Source organism: Mesorhizobium sp. M2E.F.Ca.ET.209.01.1.1, assembly GCF_004010375.2.
Classification (GTDB): Bacteria; Pseudomonadota; Alphaproteobacteria; order Rhizobiales; family Rhizobiaceae; genus Mesorhizobium.
The window spans coordinates 1-463 of record NZ_SADP02000171.1; the positions used below are offsets into that span (position 1 = coordinate 1).

Here is a 463-nt window from a genome sequence, read left to right on the forward strand (position 1 = left end):
GTTCCAGAACTTCAATCTGTGGCCGCACATGACGGTGGTGGAGAACATCATCGAAGCGCCCCGGCATGTGCTGAAGGAGCCTCCAGAGAAGGCCCTCGAACACGCGCATGCCCTGCTCAAGAAGGTCGGGCTCGCCGACAAGATCGACGCCTACCCCTCACGGCTTTCGGGCGGCCAGAAGCAGCGTGTGGCGATTGCCCGTGCTCTGGCCATGCAGCCCAAGGTGATGCTGTTCGATGAAGCCACTTCGGCGCTCGACCCGGAACTTGTCGACGAGGTCAACGCGGTGATGAAACAGCTTGCCGCCGAACACATGACCATGCTCATCGTAACGCATGAGATGCGCTTTGCCGGCGAGGTCGCCGACCGGGTGCTGTTCATGGATGGCGGCGTGGTTGTCGAGGAAGGCCCGCCAGCCGAGATCTTTCGCGCGCCGCGAAAGGAACGCACGCGCGGTTTCCTC

The 463-nt window shown here is 62.4% G+C and carries 1 protein-coding gene; it reads left to right on the top strand.

The window, feature by feature from the left end; translation table 11 throughout:
* On the top strand, window positions 1–463 hold a 463-nt coding region (locus EN852_RS35145; RefSeq protein ID WP_135879623.1), incomplete at both ends, for an amino acid ABC transporter ATP-binding protein.